The following is a 2,637-nucleotide window of genomic DNA, read 5'->3' as shown; positions in this document are numbered from 1 at the left end:
CGTAATGTTAAATTACAGTCGGGTTTTTTAGCCAGCTTACAAAGAGAACGCCAATTTTCTGATTCTTCGTTATTTTCTCACTTAGACAATTGGGGCTCTAGCACTAACGCAAACACTAGCAAAAATATTTGGGGGGGAGATAAGTTAAAACTAATTGCTCCCGCTATGCGAATTTCCGCTCTTCAAAATTTTAGCCTAGAAGATAGCTTTAGTATTTATTTCGAAAAATTTTTAAACGATAAAAATTTTTCTTGTAAAAAGCCGGCCATGCACATGTACTTTCAAAAAATTATGAACTTCTCTCCCTTTGGAATTAAAGAATGTCATAATTTAAATACAAAAATATACGGTGACTTTTTAAATAAAACAGTTTTCGATCTAAACCCTAATAGAATTAAAGAAATTCATATTTTATTAGCAGGGCCAGGTAGGGCTATAATGAGTCGCTGGGGACATACTATGTTTCGTTTAGTGGTTTGTGAAAAAGGAGAAAGTGGTTCTGACTGCGTTGCCAATAGCTTTGACGATGTGGTCTTAGGCTTTAGAGCTTATGTTGGCGACATGGAAATTAACCCAATTAAAGGTCTGTTTGGAGAATATCCAAGTTTAGTATTTCCTGCAAAAATGTCAGACATTAAAAACGAATATAATCGCACAGAATTACGCGACTTAACTAGCATTCCCATAAATTTTACTCAAGAAGAAAAAAAGTTTTTTATATACAAAGCTTTGCAAGATTTTTGGACTTATAGAGGAAAATATTATTTTTTAACAAATAACTGCGCAACCGAGTCTAATGATTTTTTAATGGGAAGTTTTTTATCTAGCCCAAAAAAATCCTATATATTGCACGAAATATTGGGCGACACATTAACTCCAACGGGAAGCATTTCAGACATTAAAGCCGCAAAAAAAATCTCGTCTTATGCAGCAGTAAAAAACACTTTTGATTTAACTAAAATGAATAAAAAGAATAAGAAAAAAAATCGAGCGTATGTTTCTGTGTCTTACAGGCCAGCTTTAGAAAAATTAGTAAAATTACTTATGTCACAGGCTTCTTCTGGAAATAAACAGCTATTGCAAGAAAATCGCGAAAAAGACACAGCTCAAGTTTCTGCAATGATAAATGCGACAAAATTAAGCAAAGAGGCGGCCTCTCAATTAAAAGAAAAAAGCAGTAGTCTAGATGCTTTTACCGACTTACCTGTTAAATTGCGAGCACAGTTGTATGAAAAGTTATTAAAACACAACCCTCGCTATGCAATTTCTTTAACTTTGTTAGAAAAATATATAAAAAAAGACTTAGAAAAAAGCATTAAATCCAGCGCAGTGTCTGTAGCCATTAATGTAAAAAACCCTAGTGCTGACGTAAAAAAAGTTTTAAAGGCTTTTAAAAAGGTAACAAAAAGCTATATTCAAGCCCATTCTTTTAGTTCTTATGGAGTTCCGGTGATTGCAGAAGTAAACGCTTTTTTAAGCCGCCTAAACAAAGAATATAAGTTATCAGAAAGCGAAATAACGGTGGATCGTTCAGAGTTTGAAATAAAAAAAAATGCTGATTGGAACTGGAAAGACGAACTGGTTGAGCGCAGTGAACATTTAGCAAAAAGTATATTTCCAGAGTGGTCTAAAGAGTTAATTCAGGTAGAGCAATTAATAAAATCGTTAAGAGAGTACCCGCAAACAAAGACACTTTCTTTTTAAATCAATAATAATATTTTTTGCTTAAAAACGAAGCCGCCTTGGTTTCGTTTTTTTTTGCTTTGTAAAATCACAAAATGACAAAATGACAAAATTACAAATTACCCATTTTAAAAAAAATACAAACCATAAAAAAACGCGGAAAACTTCTTGTTTTCTAGAACAAAAGCACGCAAAGAGCTTTTGTTTTTTATAATAGAAAACTATCTGTAAACTTTACACACAATACGAGTTTTTTTTGACATTAAATGGCAGTCTGTTATTTCAATACATAATCTTAATAAGAAAGGTTTGATTGTGCACAACATTATTTTTGCACAATACAAAGTTTTCTTATTGAGAGAGAAAAAACAGATAACAAATTATCCACAAGGGGGATTTATGAAAAAGATGTTATTATTTGCAGCTGTAGCTTTAATGGCTATAAGCGCACAAGCAGGCGGGACTTTTAAGTCTACAAGCAACGGGTCAAGTAGCAAAAAGTCTACAAAAGCAAAAAAAGCGAAGAGAGCGAAAAAAAGTGCTTCTAGTCAAGGGACATCAAATAGCACTGATGATGCGTCTAAAGGTGTTTCTGGTACTTCAGAAAACATTTTTTCTAGCAAATCTAATGCTGCAAAAAAACGCAAAAAAGCTTCTAAGAAAAGCAAGAAAAACACATTTGCATCTTCTAAAGGAACTGCTAAAGGGACTTCAAACAAAGCTTCTAGCAAGAAATCTAAAAGATCTAAAAGCAAAAAAGCTTCTAAGAAAAGCAAGAAAAACACATTTGCATCTTCTAAAGGGACTGCTAAAGGGACTTCAAACAAAGCTTCTAGCAAGAAATCTAAAAAATCTAAAAGCAAAAAAGCTTCTAAGAAAAGCAAGAAAAACACATTTGCATCTTCTAAAGGGACTGCTAAAGGGACTTCAAACAAAGCTTCTAGCAAGAAATCT

Annotated in this window: 2 protein-coding genes; both read left to right on the top strand. The window is 33.0% G+C overall.

Features of this window, described 5'->3' with window-relative positions; translation table 11 throughout:
* Window positions 1–1,704: DUF4105 domain-containing protein (locus HAW63_03930; GenBank protein ID MBE8163115.1), on the top strand; the 1,704-nt coding region annotated here is incomplete at its 5' end.
* Window positions 1,705–1,998: 294 nt separating this feature from the next.
* A partial coding sequence (locus HAW63_03925) for a hypothetical protein (protein ID MBE8163114.1) occupies window positions 1,999–2,637 on the top strand: 639 nt, incomplete at its 3' end.

It is taken from the genome of Pseudobdellovibrionaceae bacterium, assembly GCA_015163855.1.
Classification (GTDB): domain Bacteria; phylum Bdellovibrionota; class Bdellovibrionia; order Bdellovibrionales; family UBA1609; genus JAAOIH01.
Note: the sequence above shows the minus strand (reverse complement) of the source record. Positions and strands in the feature narration are given on the sequence as shown.